Here is an 18,075-nt window from a genome sequence, read left to right on the forward strand (position 1 = left end):
CGGCCGTATATCAACTGCCGCTGCCGCTCTCCTGGTCGATCTGGTCGAACACCCGTTGGGCGGTGGCGAAGGCTGAGTTGGCCGCCGGGACACCGCAGTAGATCGCGCTCTGCAGCAGCACCTCGCCGATCTCGTCGCGGGTGAGGCCGTTGGTGAGCGCGGACCGGACGTGCATGGCCAGCTCGGTGTCATGGCCGTGCGCGATGAGCGCGGTGAGGGTGATGGCGCTGCGCATCCGCCGGTCCAGACCGTCCCCGGTCCAGATCTCGCCCCACGCGTAGCGGGTGATGAAGTCCTGGAAGCGGGCGGTGAACGGGGTCGTACGGGCCACCGCGCGGTCCACGTGCGCGTCGCCGAGGACGGCGCGGCGGACGGCCATTCCGGCGGCGTGCCGGGAGGCGTCGTCCGTGGCCGCTTCGGTGGTGGTCGTGTGCGCGAAGTGGGTGACCAGCGCGGAGGTCACTGCCTCCGGGCACTCCACGCCTGCCAGGTGGGCCGCGTGGGCGACCTCCACCAGGCTCGCGCCCCGCACCCGGTCCGCGATCTCCCGCGCGTGCGGGGGAGGGGTGGCCGGGTCGTCGCGGCCCGCCACGACCAGGGTGTGGGCGGTGATGGACGGCAATACGTCGCGTACGTCGTAGTCGGCGAGCGCGTCGCAGCACGCGGCGTACCCCGCGCGGTCGGTGTCGCGCAGGTCCCGCAGCAGCGCGCGGCCGCGGGGGGTGTCGGCGAACGCTTGCGAGAACCAGAGCCCCGGCCGGCTCGCCACCATCGCCTCCGTCCCCTGCTCCCGTACGAGCTTCGCCCGCTCCCGCCAGACGGCGGGTTCGGCGAAGTGCGCCGAGGAGCACACGACGGCGAGGGACGCGATGCGGTCGGGGTGGTGCGCGGCGAGGTGCAGCCCGACGGCGCCGCCGATCGAGATGCCCGCGTAGCCGAAGCGGTCCCAGCCGTGCGCGTCGGCGCCGCGCAGCACGAGCGCGGCGAGGTCGGCGATTTTCGCGCTGCCGTCGCCAGGGAGGAGCCCGGCCGGAGACCCGCCGTGGCCCGGCAGGTCCCAGCGCAGGGTGCGGTGGGCGCGGGCGAGGGCGGGGAGTTGGGGCTCCCAGACGGCGAGGGACGTGCCGATGGAGGGGCCGAGGATGAGGGGCGGGGCGGTGGCGGGGCCGTCGAGTGTGGCGTGGAGTTCCTGGGGTGTGTGGGTCACGGGGTGGCTCTTTCGGGGGTGCGGGTGCGTGGGTGGTTGCGGCGGGTGTCTGTCCCCTGGCCCGCCCCTCCCCGAAACCGGGCTCCGCCCCGGGCCCCGCTCCTCAAACGCCGGAGAGGCTGGGTTGTGGGCCATCGTTCCGCAGGGCGGAACGGGTGGGCACGACCCAGCCCACCGGCCCGCGCCCGGCAGCGATGCCCCGGGGTCCGGGGGCGACGCCCCCGGTTCGGGAAGGGGCGGGGTGGGGGACAGCCGCCGGAGGCGTTAGGCATCGCGGTCCAGGGCGCGCTCCACCAGGGCTGGGGCTGCGCCTGTGTAGGTGGTGGGGTCCAGCAGCTCGCGGAGGCGGTCCGGCGGGAGCACGTCCGACAGGGCCTCGGACAGCGGCCTGTCATCCCGCGCCGCTTCCGTCAGCATCCGCTTCGCCCCCGCCCGGCCCAGCGCCGGGGCAAGCGCGGCGATGAGGCGTTCGCTGACGATCAGCCCGTCCGTCAGCGACAGGTTCGCGGCCATGCGCTCGGGGAAGACCCGCAGGCCGGAAGCGAGTTCCGCGGCGTCCCCGGCGGCGCCGCCCGCGAGCCGCAGCAGGTCCCGCAGCGGCTGCCACTCCGCGTGCCACGCCCCGCCGGGGCGTTCGTCCTCGGCGGCGAGGGAGCCGAGCAGGGTGGCGGCGAGCCCGGGGGCCTGGCGGGCGGCGGAGGCGATGAGGGTGGCGCGCACGGGGTTGGATTTGTGCGGCATCGCGGACGAGCCGCCGCCCGTGCCCTCCGCCACCTCACCGATCTCCGTACGGGACAACACCAGCACATCGGCCGCCATCTTGCCCAGCGCGCCAGTGGTGAAAGCCAGCGCGGACGCCAGGTCGGCGATGGGCGTGCGCAGGGTGTGCCACGGCAGGTCGGGTTCGGCGAGCCCGGTCTCCGCCGCGAAGCGGGCCAGCAGCGGGATGCCGTCGTCGAAGGCGGCCAACGTGCCCGCCGCGCCGCCCAGTTGGGCCACCGGGCGCAGCCCCGCGAGCCGGGCGCGGGCGTCGAGGACCACGGCACGCCAGCCCGCCGCCTTGAGGCCGAAGGTGGTGGGGACGGCGTGCTGGGTGAGGGTGCGGCCCGGCATGGGGGTGGCGCGGTGGGCGGCGGCGAGCCGCGCCAGCTCCGCCGCCGTACGGTCGAGGTCGGCGGTGATCAGCGGCAGGGTGCGGGCGGCGACCAGCATGGTGGCGGTGTCCAGGATGTCCTGGCTGGTGGCGCCCCGGTGGACGTACGCCGCGGCGTCGCCGTCGTCGCGGGCCACCGCCGCGGTGAGGTCGGCGACCAGCGGGATGACGGGGTTGCCGCCGGAGCGGGCCCGCCGGGCGAGGTCGTGCACGTCGTACAGCCCGGCGCGGGCCGCGCCCGTCACCGCGGCCGCCGCGTCGGCCGGGGCCAGCGCCCGGGCGAGGGCGGCCTCGGCGTCGAGCATGGCCTGGAGGAACGCCGTATCGCCGGTGGCGTCCTCGGCCGCGGATCCGGCCCGTACGGGGGCCAGCAGCCCCGCGTCGTCACCTGAACTCAAGGAAAACCGTCTCTCCCTCACCCTGCAGGCGGATGTCGAAGCGGTACGTCCCCGGCTGCGGCTCAGCCGTCGCCACCAGGGTCTCCCGGTGCGCCGGATCCAGCGCGGCGAGGAGCGGGTCGGAGGCGTGGGCCTGGCCGTCCTCGGGGAAGTACAGGCGGGTGTAGAGGTGGTGCAGCAGCCCGCGGGCGTGGACGCACACGCTGATGTAGGGGGCCGGGGCGGGGGCGCCGGGGCGGAGCGTACGGGCCGTCCAGTGGCCGTCGGCGTCGGTGGCTATGCGGCCGAAGCCGGTGAAGTCGACACCGTTGCGCCCGGCGAAGCCGCCGGTCACCGGGTCGCGGCGCATCGATCCGGGCGCGCCGGACAGCGAGCCGTCCGGGCCCGCCTGCCACAGCTCGATCAGGGCGTCCGGGACGGGCGCGCCCGCCCCGTCGTGGACCCGGCCGTGCACGGTGATGGTGCCGGGATGGCCCACGGGGGCGAGGTCGCCGCCGCCGGGGAAGGGGAGCGCATAGCCGTAGAAGGGGCCGACGGTGTGGGAGGGGGTGGGGGAGAGCTGGGTCATCAGCGGCCTTCCTCGATCCAGGTGGCCGACGGCCCGTCCAGCACGATGTCCCAGCGGTAGCCCAGCGACCACTCCGGCTGGGACAGCCCGTGGTCGTAGGTGGCCACCAGCCGCTGCCGCGCCGATTCGTCCGTGACGGACTGCAGGATCGGGTCGTAGGCGAAGAGCGGGTCGCCAGGGAAGTACATCTGGGTGACGAGGCGCTGGGTGAACGCCGTACCGAAGAGGGAGAAGTGGAGGTGCGCGGGGCGCCACGCGTTCTCGTGGTTGCGCCATGGATAGGCGCCGGGCTTGATGGTGGTGAAGCGGTACGAGCCGTCGTCGCCGGTCAAGGTGCGTCCGACGCCGGTGAAGTGGGGGTCCAGCGGCGCCGGGTGCTGGTCGCGGAGGTGGGCGTAGCGGCCGGCCGCGTTGGCCTGCCACAGCTCGATGAGCTGGCCGCGCACCGGCCGTCCGTGGCTGTCCAGCAGCCGCCCGGAGACGGTGATGCGCTCGCCGAGCGGTTCGCCCTGGTGCTGGATGGTGAGGTCGTTGTCGATGTCGGTGATGTCGGTGTGGCCGAAGACGGGCGTGTGCAGCTCGACGGTCTCGGGGTCGCCCTGCACCGCGACCAGCGGCTGCTTGGGGTGGCGCAGCAGGCTGCTGCGGTACGGCGCGAAGTCGCGCGCGGGGTGGTCGGCGGCCGGGGCGCCGTCGGCGCGCGCCTTGTCGTACGCGGCGCGGCTGCCGGCGAGTTCGCGGTCGATGTCGGCTTGTGTGAGTGTCATGGGGAGCGTGCGCCTTACCTTTCGAGGACGAGGGCGAGGCCCTGCCCGACGCCGATGCACAGGGTTGCCACGCCCGTGCCCGAGCCGACCGCGGCGAGCTGGTGGGCGACGGCGCCGGTGAGGCGGGCGCCGGAGGCGCCGAGGGGGTGGCCGATGGCGATGGCGCCGCCGCGCGGGTTGACGATGGCGGGGTCGAGGCCGGGCCATTCGGCGAGGCAGCCGAGCGCCTGGGCGGCGAAGGCCTCGTTCAGCTCCAGGGTGGTCAGGCCGTCGAAGCCACGGCCCGCCTTGGCCAGCGCGCGGCGTACGGCCTCGACGGGGCCGAGACCGAAGTACTGCGGTTCGATGCCGGTGACGGCGGAGGCGCCGATGCGGGCCAGGGGCTCGCGTCCGGTGGCCTTCAGGCCCTCGTCGTCGACGAGGAGGAGGGCCGCGGCGCCGTCGTTGAGCGGGGAGGAGTTGCCCGCGGTGACGGTGCCGCCCGGCGTGCGGAAGGCGGGCTTGAGCTTGGCCAGCGCCTCCATCGACGTCGTGTCGCGGATGGTTTCGTCGCGGAGCAGATCGGTGTCCGGGTACGGCAGCACCTCGGCCTCGTACGCGCCGTCCTTCCATGCCCGCGCCGCCTTCTCGTGGCTGGCGAGCGCGAAGGCGTCCTGCGCCTCGCGGGTGATGCGGTGCTTGTCGGCGATCAGCTCGGCGCCCTCGCCGAGGGCGACGGTCCACTCGGGCGGCATGTCGGGGTTGGTCATGCGCCAGCCGAGGGTGGTGGAGTACATCTGCTGGTGCCCGGCGGGGAAGGCGCGCTCCGGTTTCTGCAGCACCCAGGGGGCGCGCGACATGGATTCCACGCCGCCCGCGAGTGCGATGTGCGCGTCGCCGGTGGCGATGGCGCGGGCGGCCTGGAGCACGGCCTCCAGACCGGAGGCGCACAGCCGGTTGACGGTCGCGCCGGGCACGCTGACCGGGAGCCCGGCCAGCAGGACGGCCATGCGGGCCACGTCGCGGTTCTCCTCGCCCGCGCCGTTGGCGTTGCCGAAGTAGACGTCATCGATACGGGCCGGGTCGAGCGCGGGCGTACGGGCGACCAGGCCGCGGACGACGTGGGCGGCGAGGTCGTCCGGGCGCACGCCCGCGAGCGCGCCGCCGTAACGGCCGATCGGCGTGCGGACGGCGTCGACGATGTAGACGTCACGCAGGGCGTTCATCAGGCTTCCTTCCCGGCGGCCTTGAGCGCGCGCAGCGCCGCCAGTTCGTCGGGGGTCGGCGGCTCGGTGGTGCCCACGGTCTCGGCGACCGTCAGTTCCCAGCCGGTGGCGGCCCGCACCTGCTCCACGGTGACGCCCGGGTGGAGTTCGGTGAGCACCAGTTCGGCGGTGGCCGGGTCGGGGCGCAGGATGCCGAGGTCGGTGATGACGGCGACGGGGCCCGCGCCGGGCATGCCGAGCTTGGTGCGGTCGCCGGGGCCGCTGCCGTGGCCCATGGTGGTGACGAAGTCGAGTTGCCGCACGAAGTTGCGGGTGGTGTGGCGCAGCACTATCAGCACCCGGCCGCAGTTGGAGGCGATCTCGGGGGCGCCGCCCGCGCCGGGCAGGCGGCCCTCGGGCTTGTCCGGGCCGCGGTCCACGACGGTGGTGTTGATGTTGGCGTATGCGTCGACCTGGGCGGCGCCGAGGAAGCCGACGTCGATCCGGCCGCCTTGCAGCCAGTAGTTGAACATCTCGGGCACGGGGACGACGGAGTCGGCGGTCTCGGCGAGTTCGCCGTCGCCGATGGACAGCGGGAGCCGGGTCGGCTTGGAGCCGATGGTGCCGGATTCGTAGATGAGGACCAGGCCGGGGTTGACGGTGGCGCGGGCGAGGTTGGCGGCGGTGCTGGGCAGGCCGATGCCGACGAAGCAGGTCCTGGCTCCGGCGAGGGCGCGGGCGGCGTTGACCTCCATCAGCTCGTCGCGGGTGAAGCCGGCGGGGGTTTCGGTCATCGGATGGCCGCCTCTTCGTCGAGTCCGGTACGCACGTTCTCCTCGATCCACCGGGTGAACGTCTCGCGGTCCCGGGCGATCGGGTCCCATGCCTGGTAGAAGGCGTTGTCGCGGACCGAGTACCCGGTGGCGTAGGAGGGGTGGGCGCCGTCGGGGACGACGCAGACCGCGTCGATCACCCAGGTCGGCAGGACGATCCCGCCGGGGCGTGGCTGCAGTTCCTCGACGATCTCCTCGACGGTCACCAGCACTCGCCCGGCGGCGAGCGCGGCTTCCTTCTGCACTCCGGTCAGCCCCCACAGCTGGACGTTGCCCGCGCGGTCGGCCTGCTGGGCGTGGATGACGGTGACGTCGGGGTTGAGTGCGGCGACGGCGGCCAGTTCCTCGCCGGTGAAGGGGCAGGTGATGGTGGAGATGGTGTCCGTGCGGGCCGGGATGTCGCTGCCCCGGTAGCCGCGCAGCACGGCGAACGGCAGTTTGGACGCGCCCGCCACATAGCGGTTGGCCATGCCCGCGTGGCTGTGTTCGTCCAGCTCCAGGGGCCGGGGCCAGCCGTTTTCGACGGCGTCGCGGAAGCGGTGCAGAGAGCCGACGCCGGGGTTGCCGCCCCAGGAGAAGACCAGCTTGCGGACGAGTCCGGCGCCGATCAGCTGGTCGTAGACGACGTCGGGGGTCATACGGACGAGGGTGAGGTCGGTGATGCCCTGGCGGATGACCTCGTGCGCGGCGGCGTACGGGATCAGGTGGGTGAAACCCTCCATCGCGACGGTGTCCCCGTCGTGGATGAGGCCCGCCACGGCGTCGTGCAGGCTTCGAATCTCGGCCATCGTCACTCCGCGGTGATCGCACACGTTCGCACGCCGTTTTCGGAATGCTCAGTGTACTGACTATTTTCCTGCCGATTCCGAACACTCCCATCGCTGGATGTGCTCGTCAAGGGAGTCTAGGGCGAATGTTCGCCGCTCGACACTGGTCCTTCCACAGGGCAGAATCGTTCAGTGTACAAACCAAACGCTCCGAACAGGGGAGGTCAGGGCATGGGCGCGGTCGACCTCAACACTCACCCCGGGCATCTGGCCCGTCGCCTCCAGCAGGCGCATTCGCTGCTGTGGGGCGCGATGGTCTCCGAGGAGACGACCTCGCCGCAGTTCGCGGTGCTCAACGCGCTGGTCGAGAAGCCGGACATCGACCAGCGCACCCTGAGCGAACACGTCCATCTGGACCGCTCCACGATCGCCGACGTGGTCGCCCGGCTCGGCCGCCGCGGGCTGCTGGAGCGGGTCCGCGACCCGCGCGACGGGCGCCGCAACGTCCTCAAGCTGACCGACGAGGGCGTGCGGCTGCACCGGAAGCTGGTGACACGGACGGCGCGCATGAACCGGGTGTTCCTGGCCCCGCTGGACGACGACGAGCGGGAGCTGCTGCTCCGGCTGATCGGGCGGGTGGCGGACGCGGCGGAGGAACTGCGGTCGTAGGCGTGTCCGCAAAGTCCCGCCAGTGCCGACCCGGCGCCTGGGATGACGGACTCAGCGGGTCCCGATCACCACCGTCGCCTCCCGCTCCTCGCACACCGCCACGCGCGGGACCAGCCCGTCAGCGGCGACGATGCCGAGCGCGCGCGACGCCTGCCGCTCGCTCGTCTCGAACAGCAGGCTGCCGCCCGGCGCCAGCCACTCCGGTGCCCCGGCGGTCACCCGGCGCAGCACGTCCAGCCCGTCCGCACCCCCGTCCAGTGCCACCCGCGCCTCGTGGATCCGCGCCTCCGGTGGCAGCAGCCCGACCTCCTCGGTGGGGACGTACGGCACGTTGGCCAGCAGCACATCGACCCGGCCGCGCAGCGCGGCGGGCAGCGGCTCGTACAGATCGCCCTCGTACACCCTGCCGCCCGCGGGCTCCACGTTGCGGCGGGCGCAGCGCACCGCGGCCGGGTCGATATCGGCCGCGTACCACTCGGCCCGGCCCCCCAGCTCCGCCACCAGCGCGGCCCCCAACGCGCCCGATCCGCAGCACAGATCCACCACCACCGCCCCGGCCCGCGCCAGCGCGGCCGCCCGCTCGACCAGGAACTCGGTACGTCGGCGCGGCACGAACACCCCGGCGTCGACGGATATCCGCAGCCCCCGGAAATCCGCCCAGCCCAGAACGTGTTCCAGCGGAAGCCCGGCGGCGCGCCGGTCCACCATGGCGTCCGTCTCTGCGGCGCTACGAGCGGTGCTGAGGATCAGCCGCGCCTCGTCCTCGGCGAACACGCACCCGGCGGCGCGGAGCCTGGTGACGACGGTGGAAAAGCTGATGAGCGAAGGTGCTGCTGACATGGAAGCCGGAAGCCTTTCGGAATCCCTGAGGACGCTCCCGACGGTCAGCTATCCCGCGTATGCGCGGCCCTGAGGTGAGAGCACCCAGCCTGAACTGGCGTTGATGGGTCTCACCTCCTCGGTGCGCACGGGTGACCGCCACATTACCCGATCAGCGCCCTCCGGGCTTCGTGGATCAGGCGGTGGGCGTCGGCGCCGAAGACGGCGGATTCGCGGAGGGCGTTCCAGGCGCGCAGGTAGAGGGCGATGCTGTCGGCTTCGTTGATCCAGAGTTCCGCGTGCCAGTCCTCGACGAGCACCAGCCGCTCGTCGTGGATCCAGAAGCCATTCGCTGGTTGGATCTTCAAGGGCGCGGCGAACGGGACGATCCCCAGCTCGACCGTGTCCAGGCCGATGACGCTCATGAGCCGGTCGAGCTGGGCGGCGAGCACCGGCGGCGGGCAGACGCGAGCACGCAGCGCCCCTTCCCACATGATGATGTGGTACCGCTTGCGCGAGTTGTACAGCCCTTCCTGGCGCTTCACCCGGGCACGGACTGCGGCCTCAGTGTCTGATGGGGACTTGTGCAGGGCTGCGTTCTGGGCGAAAACGGCTCGTGCGTAGTCGGGCGTCTGGAGCATGCCCACCACGACACAGTTTTGCCAGCCGCGCAGAGTGGTCGAGCGCTGATGCTCGGCGTTGATGGTGTCCTGAACGGGCTTGTGTCCGGCGGCCAGTTGGCGGCGCCACGACCGGATGTGGGACTCCAGTCCGTTGAACCGGGAGAGCAGTTCCTCGGCGGCTTCCGGCTGGTCGGTTGCAGTGGCCCAGGCGCGCAGGTCCTCGGCTGTCGCTGTCTGGCGCCCGTTCTCCAGCTTGTAGATCTTGGAGTGCGGCCAGCCCAGGCGCTCGGCGAGTTGGGTACCGGTGAGCCGACCTCCAGGGCATGACGCGCGCAGCTCCCGAAGCCGCGCTCCTAGGGCCACTCGTGCCTGCTGAAAGTCAGTGCTCACCGGTCACACGGTACGTGCAATCTACGTAGGGAGTCCCGCCGCGAAGGTGTCGTACCGGACGGCGTAGTGCCATGCCGCGTCACGTACCTGGAGGTAGCGGTTGACCGCCACCGGTTCGGTGATCACTTCGACGTTGAGCAGATTGTCGTCGTCATCGAAGTTGAGGAGAGCGACCAGCCGGGAGTCGAAGACCCAGAAGTCCTCGGCGGGCAGCCGCAGGCGGTCGGCGTCGGTGCGCCACAGGTTGCGGATGTCCTCTCCCACGGCGCAGTTCCGCTTGGCGCTGTAGAGAAGATAGCGCTGACCGATCGTGGCCGGATCGTCCACGATGCGCACTCGCTCGACCCGCTTGCCCTGCTGCGTTTGGTCACGGATCGTGGTGAAGAATGGATGGTAGAGGTCCAGCGGAGCCTCGCCCGTCTCGACGAACGCCTGGTAGCCGGGCGCCGCTTCATCACTCGCGAACCGGCGTCGGGTCTCCAGACGCCAGGCGGTGTGCTCGAAGTTCTCGAAGAGCTTGCCGAATTCCTCGAGGTCGATAGTGCGCGGCGTGCGAGTGACCTCCTTGGGGCCGAAGTCGACCAGCAGTTCGCGTGGCACCACGATCGGCGTCTCGCCCTCTCCCAGGTGTTGGAGCTGGGCAACGTCCTCGGGGTCGGTAAGCGGTGTTCCGTGGATGACGATCTCTCCGCTGTCCAAGTCCTCGTGCACGGCGGGGCAGCCCACAATGTCCGAACCCGTGCCGTTGAAGCGCAGTCGACGCGCCATGATCACGTCCTTCCTTGTTGATCTGGACACTCCGAGCATGTCGCATCCGTGGGCGCACTCGGTAGTGATCCGCTGACCCTGTGTGAGATCAATCGAGAACATCCCGCTCGGTGTCGAGAACATTCGAGAACATCGCCTCGCACCCCGCAGCCCCCTCTCCCTAATGTCCCGTTCACGCAGAAACGCGGGAGAGGTGACCGATGAGAATCCGCGAGCAGGACATCGAGGCAGTGGGAGCCGATGACCACGCCAGGCCCAGGGCCGAAGCCCAGGCCGTGGCCGAATTGCTGCGCCAGGCACTGGCGCGGCTCGGCTTCACCCCGGACATCCCGCACGGCGTCGAGGGCGGCGAGTTGTACTGGCCGACCCTGCGGGGCGAACTCACGGTGTCCGGCTACCCGTTGGTGGCCCTCGGCCGCATCCCCCTGGACAGCGCGAACCGGCTCGCCGATGTCCTGATGCGGGCCGCGCTGGAGGAGCAGACGAAGAACGCCGCCGCGAGCTGAGCGGCCTCGTAAGACCCCCGTACCGACTGGACCGGAGCCCTGGCAGGTCGAGCCCGGCCGGAACGGGTGCGCATGCGCGACGGCGCGAGGAAGGCCCCCGTGCCGACAGCACAGGACGGAATCATCCCGATGCGGCTGACTGGACACAAGACCGTCTTACGGCAGGACCCGGACGACGGCGACACCATGCCCGACACCGACGCGCCGTCGCCCCCTGCGGGCGGCGGTTGCGGTGGCGGCGACGGCTGCGGCCGTCAGTAAACCCGGTAGGCAGGGGGTGGTCCCGGCCGGCGCCGGGGCCGTCCTCCGTGGTCAGCGAAGGCGGCACAGTGCACCACCACCACGGTTACGTGTGGCTCGGCTCGGGCCACGACCTCCTGAGGGACGGCCCCAGACGCCCCATCCACCCGGAGTTCACATCGTCCAGGGTCGTTCCCCTCGAACTCGCCCACTGGCTGCTCAAGCCGTCGGCGTTCGTCCAGGGCACCTGGACCGACCCCAAGCAGGCCGCAGACTGGTTCGGCGACCGGGCTCGCGAACACGCCGACTCCTTCGCCTCCGGGCACGATCGCGCACCCGATAGGCTGCGGGCGAGGGCCCGGGGCGCGGGCGAGGCCGTCGCGGCGGGAGAGGACGTGGCGGGCGGGTGGTACCTCACCGGGCAGCGGTTTCTCTCCGTATGCCTGATCGCCTGTGATCCCCACCGCTTGCGCCCGGAGATCGGCTGCCCGCAGCGAAGAAGGTGACTCAGCCCCCGAGCGCGTCGTACCGCACGCCCGTGAGCCGTTCCGACGCCGCCCACAGGCCGCGTGCCGCCTTGTCGCTGAGCGTCCACCTGGCGCGGGCGGAGCGGACGGGGGAGCCGGGGCGCAGGCCCTGGAGCGGGGGGCCGAAGAAGTCGTCCTGGTGGACGTCGGGGCCGGTGGCCGCGTACAGGGTGGGCTGTGCGCCCTGCTCAGGGGTCCCTGCGAAGAAGCGGTTGCCGATCTCCATGAACCGCTCGGTCGCCCGGCGGCCCTCCATCTTCGCGGCGGCGGTCTGGAGGTTGGTCGACGCGTAGCCGGGGTGCGCGGCGGCGGCCACCAGGTGGGCGTCCGCCGCGCGCAGGCGGTGGGCCAGCTCGTGGGTGAAGAGGAGGTTGGCGCTCTTTGAGCGGGCGTAGGCGACCCAACGCCGGTACTTGCGCTCCATGTTGAGGTCGCCCGGGTCGACCGTGCCCAGCATGTGCATGAAGCTGGACACGGTCACTACGCGTGCCCCTGGTCCGGCCTCCAGCAGCCTGGGCAGTAGCAGCCCGGTGAGCGCGAAGTGGCCGAGGTGGTTCACGCCGAACTGGGTCTCGAAGCCATCGGCGGTCCTGCGGTACGGGAGGGCCATCACGCCCGCGTTGTTGATGAGCAGATCGAGCCGGTCGCCCTCGTACCCGGCCGCGAAGTCCCGTACGGACGCCAGGTCCGCCAGGTCCAGCGGCGCGACCCGCACCGCCGCGCCGGGTGCCTGGGCCCGGATCCGCTCCTCGGCCGCCTTGCCACGCGCCGCGTCCCGGCACGCCAGCACCACGTGTGCGCCGTGCCGCGCCAGCTCGCGGGCGGTGACGTAACCGAGGCCGCTGTTGGCCCCGGTCACCACGGCCGTGCGGCCGGTCTGGTCGGGGATGTCGCTCGCGGTCCAGCCCTTCATCACGCGCTCCTTCGCGGTCTGAGGCGGCACTGCGCTACGCACCGGTAGCCCTCGCTCGGAGCGACAGCCTAAGCGCGCGGCCGTGAAGGTGCGAGGAGGAGGGGCGCCTCCTGGACTCCCGGATCCACCGCGACCCGCTGCCGCCTACTTCACGCGCGCCTCGCACACCAGCCGCCGCCGGTGGTCCACCCGGCGCTCGGGCCCGGTCAGCGTCAGCGGGACGGTGTGGCGTACGTCGGCTTCGGCGCTGGAGGACGCAAACCGCAGCTCCAGCGCGCCCGGTTCCACGATCCGGGTGCCGTCCTGGTCCGCCGGGTAAGAGGCGAGGTCGGCGTGGAAGGTGAAGTGCACCTCGGCCGACTCGCCCGGGCCCAGCGGCACCCGGGTGTAGCCGATCAGCCGAACCACCGGGCGGGCGGTGCGGGCCACCGGGTCGTGCAGATACAGCTGCACCACCTCGGTCCCGGCCCGTTCGCCGGTGTTGCGCACGGTCAGCCGTACCGTCGTCTCGCCGTCGGTCGGCACCTCGGCGGCGTCCGCCCCCGGGCGGTCCCAGGTGAACGAGGTGTAGGTCAGCCCGTGGCCGAAGGGGAACAGCGGGGTCGGGTCGACGGTGCTGGCGTCGTTGCGGTGGCCGAGCGGGGGCTGCAGATACGTCCAGGGCTGGCCGCCCGGCGCGGCCGGCACGCTCACCGGCAGCCGCCCGGACGGGCCGACCCGCCCGCCCAGCACCCCGGCCACCGCCGGGCCGCCCTCCTCGCCGGGGAAGAACGCCTGCACGGTGGCCGCCAGCAGCCCCGACCAGCGGCCGAGGGCGTAGGGGCGGCCGGTGAGCAGCACCAGCACCACGGGCGTGCCGGTGGCCAGCAAGGTGTCGAGCAACGCGCCCTGCTCACCGGGGAGTTCGAGGTCGGCGGCGTCGCATCCTTCGCCCGAGGTGCCGCGGCCGAAGAGCCCGGAGCGGTCGCCGAGCACGGCCACGCACACCTCGGCGTCCGCCGCCGTACGCGCCGCCTGCGCCAGCCGGCTCTCGGCGGTCAGCGCCGCCGCCCCCGCCGAACCGGACCCGGCCGGGGCGGCGGGGCCGGGCGCTGCGCACCCCTCGGCGTGGCTGATCCGGGCGTCGGGCAGCTCGGCGCGCAGCGCGGCGAGCAGCGTCGGCACCTCGACCCCCATGGGCAGCTCGGGGTGTTCGATGCCGACGTGGCGGGGGAAGGTGTAGCAGCCGAGCATGGCGGCGGGGTCGTCGGCGAGCGGTCCGACGACGGCGATGCGGGCGGCGGGCGCCAGCGGCAGCACGTCCCGGTCGTTGGCGAGCAGCACCACGGACTCCTCGGCCAGCTGCCGCGCGACGGCCCGCATCGCGGGCGGATCGAGGTCGACGGCTTGCGGGGCATCAGCGGTTTCCGGTGACCAGTCCGGGTCCAGCAGCCCCAGCTCGCACTTCTGGGTGAGCACCCGGCGCACCGCCCGGTCGACCAGCCCCTCCGGTACCTCCCCGGCCCGTACGGCGTTCCGCAGCGGGGTGCCGTAGCAGCGCACGGCCGGAAGTTCGACGTCCACGCCCGCCGCGAGGGCCAGGGCGGCGGCGCGCCCGGGGGAGTCGGCGACGTGGTGGGCCAGCTCCAGGAAGGAGACGCCGAAGTAGTCGGCGACGACGGTGCCGGTGAAGCCCCAGCGCTCCCGCAGCAGTTCGGTCAGCAACCAGGGGTTGGCGGCGGAGGGGACGCCGTCGAGGTCGTTGTAGGAGTGCATCACCGAGCGGGCGCCGCCGTCCCGCAGCGCCATCTCGAACGGCGGAAGGATCACCTCCGCCAGCTCGCGCGGGCCGATCGAGACCGGCGCGTGGTTACGGGCGCCCCGCGAGGCCGAGTAGCCCGCGAAGTGCTTGAGCGTGGCGACGATCCCGGCGGATTCCAGCCCCCGGACGTACGCGGTGCCGACGGTCGCGACCAGGTACGGATCCTCGCCGATCGCCTCCTCCGTACGCCCCCAGCGCGCGTCCCGCACCACGTCCAGCACGGGCGAGAGGCCCTGGTGGACGCCGACCGACCGCATCGAGCCGCCGATGAGTCCGGCGGCCCGCTCCACCAGCGCCGGGTCGAAGGACGCGCCCCAGGCGAGCGGGGTGGGGAAGACGGTGGCGTGCCAGGCGGTGAAGCCGGTCAGGCACTCCTCGTGGACGAGCGCGGGAATCCCGAAGCGGTTCGCCGCGGTGATACGGGCCTGGGTGCGGGCGAGCGCGGCGGCGCCCTCGGCGGGGTCCACGGGAGCCGTGCCGAACGGACGGGTCAGCTGGCCGAGGCCGTGCGGGAGGAGGTCGTCGAGGTCCACGTCCTCCGCCACCTCGTGCTGCAGCGGAGCGACGTCCTCGCCCTCCTGGGCTTGCGAGCCCGGCCACACGCTGTACAGCTGGGCGAGCTTCTCCTCCAGCGTCATGAGGGAGAGCAGATCGTCCGCGCGGTCCTCGGCGGGGAGGGAGGTGTCCTGCCAGGGGTGAGGCATGAAGCTCCTTGTGGTGAGCGGCGGGTGTGCGGACGGTCTACTTGCCGCCCACGCCCATCAGGCCGTTGATCAGCTGGCGCCGCGCGAACAGATACACGAGGAAGATCGGGACGATGGACAGCACGACCGCGGTGAGCAGCGCCGGGGTGTCCACCCGGAACTCGCCGACGTAGTCGTACAGGCCCAGCGTCAGCAGCCGGTTGCTCTTGGACTGGGTGAGGATCAGCGGGAAGAGGAACCCGTTCCAGGCGTGCAGCGCGGACATCACCCCGACCGTGGAGATCCCGGACCGGGACAGCGGGACGACCAGCTGCAGCAGCACCCGGATCGGGCTCGCGCCGTCCAGCGCCATCGACTCGTACATCTCCTCGTCGATGTCGCGCATCGTGCCGACCAGGATCAGCACGCTGACCGGGAGGGAGAACGCGGCCGTCGGCAGGATGACCGCCAGCAGGGTGTCGTACAGCTGCAGCTTGGTGATGACCAGATAGATCGGGATGATCACCGCTTGGGAGGGGATCGCGAGCCCGAGCAGGAAGATCTGGAAGACGCGGCGGGAGACACGGCTGCGGGTGCGGACGATGCTGTAGCCGACGGTCACCGACAGCACGATCACGAGCGCCGCGCAGACGGCCGTGACCAGCGCGGTGTTCAGGAGGTAGTGGACGAAGCCGGAGCTGAGCACCCGCCGGTAGTTGGCGAGCGTGGGGTGGTCGGGCAGGGCCAGCGGGCCGTCGTCGATGTAGCCGTTACGGGTCTGGAAGGTGGCCGCGACCAGCACGTACAGCGGCAGTCCGACGATGGCCAGCCAGATGAGCGCGCCGAGCCCGGCGGGGTAGTTGCGGCGGGACGGACCCCGGCGGCGCCGGCGGGGGCGTGACGCCACCGGGGTCCTTTTCGGCGTATGGACGCCGTCTGAGGGGCGGCCGTGCAGGACGTCCGTCACATGCCCTCCCGGGTGCTGCGCATCGCGGTGAAGCCGGTGAGCCGTACCAGCAGCAGGGAGACGGTGGTGGCGACGACGACCAGGATGGTCGCGACGGCGCTCGCGTAGCCGAGGTCGAAGGCCTGGAAGCCGTTCTTGTACATCAGATACGGCATGATCGTGGTGTCGGAGCCGGGGCCGCCCTTGGTGAGGATCAGGACCGTGTCGAAGAAGGTCAGCGCGCCCACCACCATGATCACCGATGAGGTGACGATGGTGTTCCGCAGCTGCGGCAGGGTGACCGAGAAGAACTGCCGTACGGTGCCCGCCCCGTCGATCGCCGCCGCGTCGTAGAGCGAGCGCGGGACGGCCCGGGCGCCGCCCTGGTAGATCAGCGTGTGCAGCGGGATGAACTGCCACGCGGTGACGAAGAGGATCGCGCCGAACGCGCCCGTGGAACTGCCCAGCAGATCGCCGTCCTCGAACCCCAGGGCCGGGCCGATGTCGGCGATCAGGCCGAAGTTCGGGTCCAGCAGCGACTTCCAGACCAGCGCGAGCGCGACGGACGAGCCCAGCAGCGGCAGGAAGAAGACCGCCGACAGCACGGCCCGGTTGCGCTGCCGGCCCGCCGCCCAGACCCCGAGCAGCAGCGCCAGCGGGGTCTGGACCAGCCAGGTCAGCACGGTGAGGACGAGGCTGAGCCGGATGGCCTGATGGGTCTCGGGGTCGTCCCACAGCCGGGTCCAGTTGCTCAGGCCCGCCCACTGCGGGGTGCCGATGCCGTCCCAGTCGGTGAAGGCCAGCGCGACGACGAGGACCATGGGGGCGACGGCGAAGAAGACGAAGAACAGGGCGCCGGGCAGGGCCCAGACGGCGCTGGGCCGCCCCACGCTCTGGTGCCGGGTGGCGGTGTCCGCCATCACATGCCCTTCATGGCGTCCACGAACGCCGCCGGGCTGAGCTGGCCGTTGAACAGCTTCTGGACGTTGGTGTGCAGGGGCGGGGTGTACTTGGCGGGCAGCGCCTGGTCCCAGGAGAGCGTGAAGTCCGGGGCCTTTCGCACCATGTCGTACTGGAACTTCGCGTACGTGGGGTTCTCGTGCCCGTTCAGCAGCGACGAGGCGTCGGAGGTGGTGGGAACGTCGCCGTTGGCGATCAGCGCCTTGGCGTAGTCCTGCTTGGCCGCGAACTTCGCGAAGTCGATCGCCGCCTGCTGCTTCTTGCCCTTGAGCTTTCCGCTGATCGACCAGTAGTTGGTCGGGTTGCCGACCACGTTCTTGGGGTCGCCGGTGCCGCCGGGGAGGGCCGGGAAGGTCGTCCAGCCGAGGCCCGACTTGGCGAACGCGGGCTGGTTGGTCTTCTGGTTGGCGTACTCCCAGCTGCCCATCAGGTGCATCGCCGCCTTGCCCTTGGCGAAGTACGTGGACGCGCCGTCCGCCGTGTAGTTGACCGACTTGTAGTTCTTGCCGAACGCACCCCGGTCCACCAGGTCCTTGACGGCCTGCGCCGCCTTCAGCACCGCCGGGTCGCCCCAGGCGTCCTTGCCCTCGCTCTGGATCTTCTTGAACACCCCGGCCCCGCCGTAGCGGTCCACCAGGTACTCCACCCACATCAGCTCGGTCCACGGGTCGGTGCCCGCCACGACGAACGGGGTGACGCCCTTGCCCTTGAAGGTGCCGATGAGCCCCAGGATGTCGTTCCACGACGTGGGCGGCTCGGCGCCCGCCTTCTTGAACACGTCCTTGTTGTAGAAGAGGATCACCGGCTGCATTCCGCGCATCGGGATGCCGTAGTGCTTTCCGTCGACGGCGCCCGCGTCGAGGATCGACGGGATGAACCCCTTCCGCAGCGACGGGTCCTTCTTCATCGCGGGGTCGAGATCCAGCAGCATGTCCTTCTTGACGAACTCGCTGATGCTGCCGCCGCCCCAGTTGAAGAACACGTCGGGCGCGTTGGGCGTGCCCATGGAGGTGCGCAGCTTGTCCGAATACCCGTCGCCGGGCACCTGGGTGAGCTTGACCTTGATCTTCGAGGTCTTGTTGAACCGCTCGGCGACCTGGCGCTGCACCTTGGTCGAGGGGTCCTGGTAGACCCAGACGCTGATCTCCCCACTGCCCGACCCTCCGGGCCCACTGCTTCCGCAGCCGCTGAGCGTTCCCCCCAACACGAGTGCGGCTGCCGCCGCGAGGCCCGTCGCACGGAGAGATGACCTTGACCGAGGTATGCGCATCACGTGCCTTCCGGAAGCAGACCGATAATTCTCGGAAGCGGTTGCGTGGACGGTATGGGGGGCCTGACGCGGTGTCAATACCT

General features: G+C 71.8%; 19 protein-coding genes. 4 read left to right on the forward strand and 15 right to left on the reverse strand.

Features of this window, described 5'->3' with window-relative positions:
• Positions 1–10: 10 nt before the first annotated feature.
• The 7 genes from pcaC to ASC60_RS12810 form a co-directional block, all read right to left on the reverse strand.
• On the reverse strand, positions 11–1,207 hold the full coding sequence (pcaC, locus tag ASC60_RS12780; RefSeq protein ID WP_055550176.1) for a 4-carboxymuconolactone decarboxylase: 1,197 nt from the start codon (positions 1,205–1,207) through the stop codon (positions 11–13).
• A 264-nt stretch (positions 1,208–1,471) separates the two neighbouring features.
• Positions 1,472–2,758 carry a 3-carboxy-cis,cis-muconate cycloisomerase gene (gene pcaB, locus ASC60_RS12785; RefSeq protein ID WP_055550178.1) on the reverse strand — a complete coding sequence of 429 codons (1,287 nt, stop codon included), beginning with the start codon at positions 2,756–2,758 and terminating at the stop codon, positions 1,472–1,474.
• On the reverse strand, positions 2,745–3,326 hold the full coding sequence (gene pcaG, locus ASC60_RS12790; RefSeq protein ID WP_055550180.1) for a protocatechuate 3,4-dioxygenase subunit alpha: 582 nt from the start codon (positions 3,324–3,326) through the stop codon (positions 2,745–2,747). The genes pcaB and pcaG overlap by 14 nt, the downstream gene beginning before the upstream one ends.
• On the reverse strand, positions 3,326–4,093 hold the full coding sequence (gene pcaH, locus ASC60_RS12795) for a protocatechuate 3,4-dioxygenase subunit beta (RefSeq protein ID WP_055550182.1): 768 nt from the start codon (positions 4,091–4,093) through the stop codon (positions 3,326–3,328). Before pcaH ends, pcaG begins: the two co-directional genes overlap by 1 nt.
• 14 nt (positions 4,094–4,107) lie before the next feature.
• Positions 4,108–5,298, reverse strand: a complete 1,191-nt coding sequence (locus ASC60_RS12800; RefSeq protein WP_055550184.1) for a thiolase family protein — start codon at positions 5,296–5,298, stop codon at positions 4,108–4,110.
• Positions 5,298–6,071 carry a CoA-transferase subunit beta gene (locus ASC60_RS12805; RefSeq protein ID WP_055550186.1) on the reverse strand — a complete coding sequence of 258 codons (774 nt, stop codon included), beginning with the start codon at positions 6,069–6,071 and terminating at the stop codon, positions 5,298–5,300. The genes ASC60_RS12800 and ASC60_RS12805 overlap by 1 nt, the downstream gene beginning before the upstream one ends.
• Positions 6,068–6,898 (reverse strand): CoA transferase subunit A, encoded by an 831-nt coding sequence (locus ASC60_RS12810; protein ID WP_055550188.1) that lies wholly within the window; start codon positions 6,896–6,898, stop codon positions 6,068–6,070. Before ASC60_RS12810 ends, ASC60_RS12805 begins: the two co-directional genes overlap by 4 nt.
• Before the next feature lie 210 nt (positions 6,899–7,108).
• Here ASC60_RS12810 and ASC60_RS12815 point away from each other — a divergent pair, with 210 nt between their 5' ends.
• Entirely contained in the window at positions 7,109–7,546 is a 438-nt protein-coding gene (locus ASC60_RS12815; protein WP_055550191.1) for a MarR family winged helix-turn-helix transcriptional regulator, read from the forward strand.
• A 51-nt stretch (positions 7,547–7,597) separates the two neighbouring features.
• On the opposite strand, the gene ASC60_RS12820 is transcribed toward ASC60_RS12815, so the two are convergent.
• The 3 genes from ASC60_RS12820 to ASC60_RS12830 all read right to left on the reverse strand — a co-directional run bounded on the left by ASC60_RS12820 (position 7,598) and on the right by ASC60_RS12830 (position 10,146).
• Complete coding sequence (locus ASC60_RS12820; RefSeq protein ID WP_055550193.1) at positions 7,598–8,386, reverse strand: putative protein N(5)-glutamine methyltransferase; 789 nt, start codon at positions 8,384–8,386, stop codon at positions 7,598–7,600.
• Between the two features lie 143 nt (positions 8,387–8,529).
• Positions 8,530–9,378, reverse strand: coding sequence for a helix-turn-helix transcriptional regulator (locus tag ASC60_RS12825; protein ID WP_055550195.1), 849 nt, complete (start codon positions 9,376–9,378; stop codon positions 8,530–8,532).
• Between the two features lie 21 nt (positions 9,379–9,399).
• Positions 9,400–10,146, reverse strand: coding sequence for a DUF6879 family protein (locus tag ASC60_RS12830; protein WP_055551041.1), 747 nt, complete (start codon positions 10,144–10,146; stop codon positions 9,400–9,402).
• 200 nt (positions 10,147–10,346) lie between these two features.
• On the opposite strand from ASC60_RS12830, the gene ASC60_RS12835 reads away from it, so the two are divergent.
• From ASC60_RS12835 to ASC60_RS12845, 3 genes are all read left to right on the forward strand, one after another.
• Complete coding sequence (locus ASC60_RS12835) at positions 10,347–10,652, forward strand: hypothetical protein (RefSeq protein ID WP_055550197.1); 306 nt, start codon at positions 10,347–10,349, stop codon at positions 10,650–10,652.
• A gap of 99 nt (positions 10,653–10,751) precedes the next feature.
• The gene (locus ASC60_RS12840) at positions 10,752–10,913 is read left to right on the forward strand and encodes a hypothetical protein (RefSeq protein WP_159043244.1); all 162 of its coding nucleotides are present in this window, start codon (positions 10,752–10,754) and stop codon (positions 10,911–10,913) included.
• A gap of 68 nt (positions 10,914–10,981) precedes the next feature.
• The gene (locus ASC60_RS12845) at positions 10,982–11,398 is read left to right on the forward strand and encodes a hypothetical protein (protein ID WP_055550201.1); all 417 of its coding nucleotides are present in this window, start codon (positions 10,982–10,984) and stop codon (positions 11,396–11,398) included.
• A gap of 1 nt (position 11,399) precedes the next feature.
• Here ASC60_RS12845 and ASC60_RS12850 read toward each other — a convergent pair whose 3' ends face one another.
• From ASC60_RS12850 to ASC60_RS12870, 5 genes are all read right to left on the reverse strand, one after another.
• On the reverse strand, positions 11,400–12,332 hold the full coding sequence (locus ASC60_RS12850) for an oxidoreductase (protein ID WP_055550203.1): 933 nt from the start codon (positions 12,330–12,332) through the stop codon (positions 11,400–11,402).
• Positions 12,333–12,476: 144 nt separating this feature from the next.
• Positions 12,477–14,837 (reverse strand): glycoside hydrolase family 3 N-terminal domain-containing protein, encoded by a 2,361-nt coding sequence (locus tag ASC60_RS12855; RefSeq protein WP_055550205.1) that lies wholly within the window; start codon positions 14,835–14,837, stop codon positions 12,477–12,479.
• A 37-nt stretch (positions 14,838–14,874) separates the two neighbouring features.
• Positions 14,875–15,723 carry a carbohydrate ABC transporter permease gene (locus tag ASC60_RS12860; RefSeq protein WP_107097065.1) on the reverse strand — a complete coding sequence of 283 codons (849 nt, stop codon included), beginning with the start codon at positions 15,721–15,723 and terminating at the stop codon, positions 14,875–14,877.
• A gap of 56 nt (positions 15,724–15,779) precedes the next feature.
• Positions 15,780–16,682 carry a carbohydrate ABC transporter permease gene (locus ASC60_RS12865; protein ID WP_055550209.1) on the reverse strand — a complete coding sequence of 301 codons (903 nt, stop codon included), beginning with the start codon at positions 16,680–16,682 and terminating at the stop codon, positions 15,780–15,782.
• Entirely contained in the window at positions 16,682–17,992 is a 1,311-nt protein-coding gene (locus ASC60_RS12870; protein WP_055550211.1) for an ABC transporter substrate-binding protein, read from the reverse strand. The genes ASC60_RS12865 and ASC60_RS12870 overlap by 1 nt, the downstream gene beginning before the upstream one ends.
• Positions 17,993–18,075 lie beyond the last annotated feature (83 nt).

The sequence above is a fragment of the Streptomyces sp. NBRC 110028 genome (genome assembly GCF_001417735.1).
Classification (GTDB): Bacteria; Actinomycetota; Actinomycetes; order Streptomycetales; family Streptomycetaceae; genus Streptomyces.